Raw genomic sequence first — 6607 nt, 5'->3', positions numbered from 1 at the left:
CAGCGGCGGTCGGGGGCGGGTCGTCGGGGGTTTCCGGCTTTCGTTGCCGGGTTCCGGTGTGTCCGGTGGCGCCTTCTCAGCGTTGCCTCCCACTTAAAACCCCCGGCAGAACGAGCGCCCCATCGATCCGGCGCGGAATTTCCGCGGGGCCGTCGCGTAGTTCCTTGGGTAGCACGGCTTGCGGGGCGTCCTGCCAGGTGACCGGGCGGAGGAAACGCCGGATCGCCGTGGTGCCGACCGACGTGTGCAGGGTGTTCGTCGCGGGCCAGGGGCCGCCGTGGTGCTGGGCGTGACTGACCGCGACCCCGGTCGGGAACCCGCCGTAAAGCAGCCTGCCCGCCTTGGGGCGCAACAGTTTCGTGAGCCGCTCCTGGTCGGCGGCGGCGTCGGCGTGGATCGTCGCCGTCAGTGAGGCAGGCAGCGACGATAATGCGCTGTCCAATTCGGACTCACCGGGATAACGGACGATCACCGCGACCGGGCCGAAGCATTCCTCTGTGACCCGCTCGTCCAGCTGAGCCGCCGGGACCTGCAGCAGCAGCGGTCCGGTGTCGCCGTCGACCTCGGCCAGGACGTGCGCCGCTTCGCGCAGGGCGGTGGTGCCGCTGCGGTAGGAGTCGTGGATGCGCCGGTTGAGCAGCCGCGTCGCGGGCACCTCGGCCAGCGCGGTGGCCGCCGCGGCCGCCAGTTTGTCGCCGTCCGGGCCCGTGGGAGCGAACAGCAGACCCGGTTTCGTGCACAGCTGTCCCGCGGACCCCGTGACCGACGCCGCGAACCCGGCCCCGATCGCCTCCGCGCGTTCGGCCGCGGCGTCCGGCGTGACGACGATCGGGTTGATGCTGGCCAGTTCGCCGTAGAAGGGGATCGGGTCGGGGCGCCGGTGGATGAGCTCCAGCAGCGCGCGGCCGCCGGCGACGGAGCCGGTGAACCCGACCGCCTTGATCGCGGGGTGCGAGACGAGCGCGCCCGCCGCTTCCCGCCCGTACACGGCGTCGATCACGCCTGCCGGTGCGACGGAACGCAGCGCGTCGAGGCAGCGCCGGGAGGTCTCGAGGTGGGACTCGTGCGCCTTGAGCACCACCGGGCACCCCGCGGCGAGCGCCGACGCGGTGTCCCCGCCCGGCACCGAGAACGCGAGCGGGAAGTTGCTCGCGCCGAACACCGCCACCGCCCCGATCGGCACGAGCATCCGCCGCAGGTCCGGCCTCGGGCCCACCGGAGTGTCCCCGCGCGAATCGAGGGTGGCCTCCAGATAAGAGCCCTCGTCGAGGGTTTCGGCGAAAAGCCTGAGCTGGTAACAGGTCCGGGTGAGCTCGCCGTTCAGCCGCGGCGTCGTCAGCGCGGTCTCTTCGGCAGCGGTCGTGACGATCCCGTCGCGGTCGGCTTCCAGCGCGTCTGCCATGGCGCGCAACAGTTCCGCCCGCCCGGCACGGCCGAGGTCCTCGAGGAGCGGGGCAACGGCCGTCGCGGCGCCGACGATCTGCTCCAGTTCGGCGGTTTCGGTCGTGGTCACCAGAATCCTTTCGTTGTGCCGGAAAACGCCGAAATCCTTATGTGGTCACCTTCTCCGGTGCCTGCGCGCGGTTTTTCGCCGTGTAGCGAAGCAACGCGCACGCGCCGAGCGCGACCACGCACGTCGCGGCCACGATGAGCAGGCCCGCGCTGACGCTGCCGGTTCGTTGCTGGACCTGCCCGAGCAGCGTCGGCGCGACGAACCCGCCGAGGTTGCCGATCGAGTTGATCAGCGCGATGCCCGGCGCGGCCATCGCCCCGACCAGATACTGCTGCGGGATCACGAAGAACGACGACGCCGCGACCTTGAACCCGACCGTCGCGACGATCAGCATCACCACGGCGGCCACCGGCGCCGCGGCCGCTGCGACCGCCAGGCCCACCGCGGCCAGCACGAACCCGGAGCCCAGCACGCTCCGACGCCAGCCCGTGCGGTCGGAAATCCGGCCGGCGGCGAGGATCGCGACGAACGCGGCGACGAACGGCACCACCGCGATCAGCCCGATCGCGAACTCGCTGAGCCCGCCGATCGCCCGGACGAAGCTCGGCAGCCAGAACGTCACCGAGTACTGGGCAAGCTGCGCGGCGAAATAAACGAGGCAGAACAACAACATCTGCGGATCACGCAGCATCGACCACCGGGACGGGGCCTTGTCCTGCCGGGCGGCGGCGCGTTCGGCTTCTTCCGCCGCGAGCCGCTCGCTCAGCGCCGTCTTTTCCGCTGCCGACAACCAATCCGCCTGATCCGGGCGGGACGTGAGCCGGAACCAGACCAGGACGCCGATGAGCACCGCGGCGAGACCCTCGATCAGGAACATCCACTGCCAGCCGCGCAGCCCGAGGAACTCGTGCATGCTCAGCAGCGCCCCGGACAGCGGGCCCGCGATCACCGCGGCGATCGTCGACGCCGAATACAGCGCCGCGTTGGCCTGGCCGCGGGTGCGGTTCGGGAACCACTGCGTGAAGTAGAAGATCACGCCCGCGAAGAAGCCCGCCTCCGCGGCGCCGAGCGCGAGCCGCAGGAGATAGAAGACGGTTTCGTTGTGCGCGAACATCATCAGCGCCGAGACCAGGCCCCAGCTGACCATGATCCGCGTCAGCCAGAACCGCGCGCCGTAGCGTTCGAGCAGGATGTTGCTCGGCACCTCGAAAATCGCGTAGGTGACGAAGAACAGGCCGGCGCCGAGCCCGTAGGCCGCGGCCCCGATCCCGGAATCGGCCGCGAGCGCGTCCTTGGCGTAGCCGATGTTGACGCGGTCGATGTAGTTGACGACGAACATGACCATCACGAGCGGGACCAGGCGCCGGAACGCCTTGGTGGTCGCGGCGGCGAGGGCCGGGGAGTCCGGGGTCACCGAAGTGGAGTGCTGCATTGCACCTGCCTTGCGGTAGTCGGGGGCGGAGGGTCAGCTCTCCGCGGTGATGGTCGCGGCGGCCTTCGTGCGCTTCTCGATGAGCTCGGCGTCGTAGGTCACGCCGATCCCGGGGCCGGTGGGGACCGGGAGGGTGCCGTCGGCTGCGATCGTGGTGTAGGCGTCGGAGTAGCCGCAGGTGTAGATCTCCGGCGACGGGTCGGCCAGATGCGGGGACACGTTCGCGACCTCGTACATCGAGGTGGCCTGCATCGAGGCGACGAGGTGGCGGTGGACCGGGCTCGGCCCGTGCACTTCGACGTTCACGCCGAGCGACTCGGCGAACTTGATCGTCTTGACGGAGCCGGTCACGCCGAGGTCGAAATGGGAGTCCACGCGCAGCAGGTCCGTGCCGCCGGCGAGCAGGAAGTCTGCCTTCGCCTCGGGGCCGGCCACGTGCTCGGACTGCAGGATCGGGATGTCGAGCGCGTCGCGCAGTTGCTTGTGCGCGAAGGCGCCGATGCCGAGCGGCCGCAACGGGTCCTCGTACCAGCGGAAACCGGCCTCCTGGCAGGCTTTCCCGACGAAGATGGCGTCGGACACCGAGTCGAAGACACAGGCGGGGTCGAGCATGAGGTCGGTGCGCTCGCCGAGGTGCTCGCGCATATACGCGACGTTCTCCGCCTCCTCCCACTTGTCGCCCTCGTGCCAGCTGTGCATCTTGAACCCGGTCCAGCCCAGGTTCTTCAGGCTCGCGAAGAACTCCACAATGGACTCTTTGTTCGACAGACTGCCTTCGCGGTCGCCATTGACGCTCGAGGCGTAGGCGCGGACGCGGTCCCGGCCGCCGCCGAGCAGTTCGGTCAGCGAGGCGCCGTAGACCTTGCCCGCCAAATCCCACAAAGCGTTGTCCAGGAAGCAAAGTCCGTAGGAGTGGGCGGGACGGGACAGGCGGCGGCCGACGCGGAAGATCTGCTCGCGGGCGTGCCAGGGACGGCCGACGGCGATGCGCGCCACGTCCGCGGCTTGTTGCGCGGCACCGGTGACGGCGTGGTAGGCGTACTCGCCGACGTGGCCGTCGGTGGTGTACACGCGGACCATCAGCACGCCGCGCTTGCCGACCACGCCGGGCTGGTAGTACCACGAGCCGCCGCGGGCGTCGGTGTCGAAGGTGCGGGTGTAGTCAGGGGTGTCGACGTCGAACTCGATGACCTCGACCTTGTCGATCAGGGTGCTCACGCGGGGGTTCCTTTCGAGAAATGGGGTGCCGGGATTCAGCGCGCGCCCCAGGAGGCGAGGATCTTCGCCACCTGTTCGCGGGCTTCCTGATCGAGGCGCGAAGCCGGCGGGCGCACGTCGGCGCGCCCGAAACCCAGCTGGTGCAAGGCTTCCTTGATCACGCTGACGTTGTCCGCGCTGCCGCGGGCGAGGCGCAGGTGCTCGAATTCCTGGATCGTGTCCCACACCTGCATCGCGGCGGGGAAGTCGGCGGCGGCCAGCGCGGCGTGCATCCGCAGCGACAGCTCGGGCGCGGCGCTGGCCAGCCCGGAGGTGAAGCCCTTCGCGCCGACCGCGGCGTAGGCCGGGGCGGACAGCTCGGCGAGGCCCGCGATCCAGGTGAACCGGTCGATTCCGGCGCCGCGGGCGACCTTCGCGAACTGGGCGGGGTCGGGGATCGCGTACTTGACGGCCGCGACGTTCGGGCAGGCGTCGGCGAGTTCGGTGAAGTCCCCGGCGGTGATCTGCGGGTTGCGCACATACGGGATCACGGCGAGGTCCGGCACCGCCGACGCGATCGTGCGGTGATAGTCCACCCAGCCCTGCCGGGAAACGTACGGGTGCACCGGCTGGTGCACCATGACCGCGGCGGCGCCACGGGCGCGGGCGTACTCGGCGGACTCGATGGCGGTGGCGGTGTCGAATCCCACGCCTGCCACCAGGATTCCGTCCGCGGGCACGGCTTCGGCGACAAGGTCGACCAGCGCGCGCGCCTCGGCGGGCGCGAGCGTGTAGAACTCGCCGGTGTTGCCGTTGACGGTGAGCACCGAAATGCCGCCGTCGACCAGCCGGCCCAGGACCCGCTCGCACGCCGGGACGTCGATCGTGTCCTCGGCGGTGAACGGGGTGGGGGTGATCGCGACGACGCCGGCCAGCCGTGCACGGACTTCGTCGAGCTCCATCTTTCTCCTCCGGATTCCGGGTAGGGGGTACCGCCCGAGGAGCCGGATGGCTCCACAGTGGACAGTGGTGGTGCGGGAAAGGTCAGCCCGCGGCGGATCCGTCCAGCGGGTTCACGGTTTCGCCCAGGTGGGGCATGACCCGGTCGACGAACCCGGTGATGTGGGCGCGCAACGCGGCCGCGGCACCGATGGCGTCCCCGGCCTGCGCGGCGGCGAGGATCGCACGGTGTTCCTCCGCTTCGACTCGCCAGCCCCCGGCCGAGCGCCAGCCCGAAACGCTGACGAGCGCGGCCTGGTCCTTGAGTCCGTCGAGCGTGGCGACGAGCAGCGGGTTGCCGCATTCCAGGTAGAGCGCGCGGTGGAATTCCCGGTTCGCCAGGCTCATCTCCGCGACGTCGCCGTTCTCGCCCGCGGCGAAGGCGCGTTCCAGCGCGGTTTCCGCGGGTGAGAAGTCCGTCAGGAGGGCGACGGCGCGCCGGACGGCTTCGGGTTCCAGCAGCAGCCGCAGGTCGTATATCGCCCCGGCCGACTCCGCGTTCAGCTCGCGGACGATCGCGCCCTTGTAGCGGGTGAGCTCGACCAGCCCGGAGCCGACGAGCGCTTTCAGCGCCTCGCGGACCGGGGTCTTCGACATGCCCAGCATCTGGGCGATGTCGGCCTCCACCAGCTGCTGGCCCGGGCGCAGGCGGCCGGTCAGGATGCCTCGCCGGATGACGGCCAGCGCCCGGTCGGTGCGGTTCGCGAGCGGATCCACATCCGCGTTGGCGTCCGCCAGTGACAGCCGGAATGCGTCGTCCACCGGCTTACCTCCCTCACTCTCATATACGAGATACGACTCTAAGATCGAAGGGGTCCGGCGTCAAGCATCGAGGGAAGGGGAGTTGTCCGGATGGGTGCAGTAGCAACTGAAGCCGAGGTCGCCGCTTTGTGGCTCGCGGTCGTGCGGGCCGGCGGGGCGGTCGGGTTCCCGGCCGACGCGCCCCCGGAAGCCATCGTTTCGGCGGCGGCCGCGTTGATCGCGGATGTCGCCGCGGGCCGCGAGGACCTGCTCGTCGAGCGGGCGGCCGGGGAGGTGACCGGGCTGGTGCGCGGGGAGGTGAAGGGGCCGGTGGTCGGGGAAGTGAACGGGCCGGTGAACCGGGAGCTGGCCGGGGCGGCCAATGGCGCGCTGGTCGGGATGGTGGCCCTCCGGCCGGCGAGTGGGGCCGTTTATGCGCATCGGGCTGAGCTGCGGAAACTGATGGTTCACCCGGCCCTGCAACGCTCCGGCGCGGGTGGGCGGCTGCTGACGCGCGCTCTCGAACACGCCCGCGCGCGGGGGTTGCGGCAAGTCCGGCTGTCGACGCGCGGGGGAACGCATCTGCCGGACTACTACCGCCGGCGCGGCTGGGTGGAGGTCGGCCGCTTTCCCGGCGCGCTCCAGATCGGCCCCGGTGACTTTCGCGACGAGTACTGGTTCCAGTACGACCTCGCCTGATCGAGCAGGTCATATCTCGTATATGAGAGCGCATCGGACGGGGGCGGGACGGGGCGCATCGTGGCGGAGGCGGAGGCGCGGAGGAC

6 protein-coding genes are annotated in these 6607 nt (G+C 70.5%); 1 reads left to right on the top strand and 5 read right to left on the bottom strand.

Going from position 1 to position 6607, the window contains the following annotated elements:
- Window positions 1–76: 76 nt before the first annotated feature.
- The 5 genes from FPZ12_RS45160 to FPZ12_RS45140 all read right to left on the bottom strand — a co-directional run bounded on the left by FPZ12_RS45160 (window position 77) and on the right by FPZ12_RS45140 (window position 5843).
- On the bottom strand, window positions 77–1513 hold the full coding sequence (locus FPZ12_RS45160) for an aldehyde dehydrogenase (NADP(+)) (protein WP_243770365.1): 1437 nt from the start codon (window positions 1511–1513) through the stop codon (window positions 77–79).
- A gap of 37 nt (window positions 1514–1550) precedes the next feature.
- On the bottom strand, window positions 1551–2885 hold the full coding sequence (locus FPZ12_RS45155; RefSeq protein WP_144762121.1) for an MFS transporter: 1335 nt from the start codon (window positions 2883–2885) through the stop codon (window positions 1551–1553).
- A gap of 33 nt (window positions 2886–2918) precedes the next feature.
- Window positions 2919–4103: an enolase C-terminal domain-like protein gene (locus tag FPZ12_RS45150; protein WP_144762124.1), complete on the bottom strand. Its 1185-nt coding sequence runs from the start codon at window positions 4101–4103 to the stop codon at window positions 2919–2921.
- Between the two features lie 35 nt (window positions 4104–4138).
- On the bottom strand, window positions 4139–5044 hold the full coding sequence (locus FPZ12_RS45145; protein ID WP_144762127.1) for a dihydrodipicolinate synthase family protein: 906 nt from the start codon (window positions 5042–5044) through the stop codon (window positions 4139–4141).
- Window positions 5045–5126: 82 nt separating this feature from the next.
- A complete protein-coding gene (locus FPZ12_RS45140) occupies window positions 5127–5843 on the bottom strand; it encodes a GntR family transcriptional regulator (RefSeq protein ID WP_144762130.1) in 717 nt (238 codons plus the stop codon).
- A gap of 90 nt (window positions 5844–5933) precedes the next feature.
- Between FPZ12_RS45140 and FPZ12_RS45135 the strand changes: the two genes are divergently transcribed.
- Window positions 5934–6521, top strand: coding sequence for a GNAT family N-acetyltransferase (locus FPZ12_RS45135; protein WP_150980813.1), 588 nt, complete (start codon window positions 5934–5936; stop codon window positions 6519–6521).
- The last annotated feature ends 86 nt before the right edge of the window (window positions 6522–6607 follow it).

The organism is Amycolatopsis acidicola, from assembly GCF_007713735.2.
In the GTDB taxonomy this organism is placed as follows: Bacteria; Actinomycetota; Actinomycetes; order Mycobacteriales; family Pseudonocardiaceae; genus Amycolatopsis_E; species Amycolatopsis_E acidicola.
Note: the sequence above shows the minus strand (reverse complement) of the source record. Positions and strands in the feature narration are given on the sequence as shown.

Bases quoted from the DNA above. Each gene is read 5' to 3' on its own strand.
- FPZ12_RS45155 (WP_144762121.1), bottom strand. From the start codon at position 2,885: ATGCAGCACTCCACTTCGGTGACCCCGGACTCCCCGGCCCTCGCCGCC.
- FPZ12_RS45145 (WP_144762127.1), bottom strand. From the start codon at position 5,044: ATGGAGCTCGACGAAGTCCGTGCACGGCTGGCCGGCGTCGTCGCGATC.
- FPZ12_RS45135 (WP_150980813.1), top strand. From the start codon at position 5,934: ATGGGTGCAGTAGCAACTGAAGCCGAGGTCGCCGCTTTGTGGCTCGCG.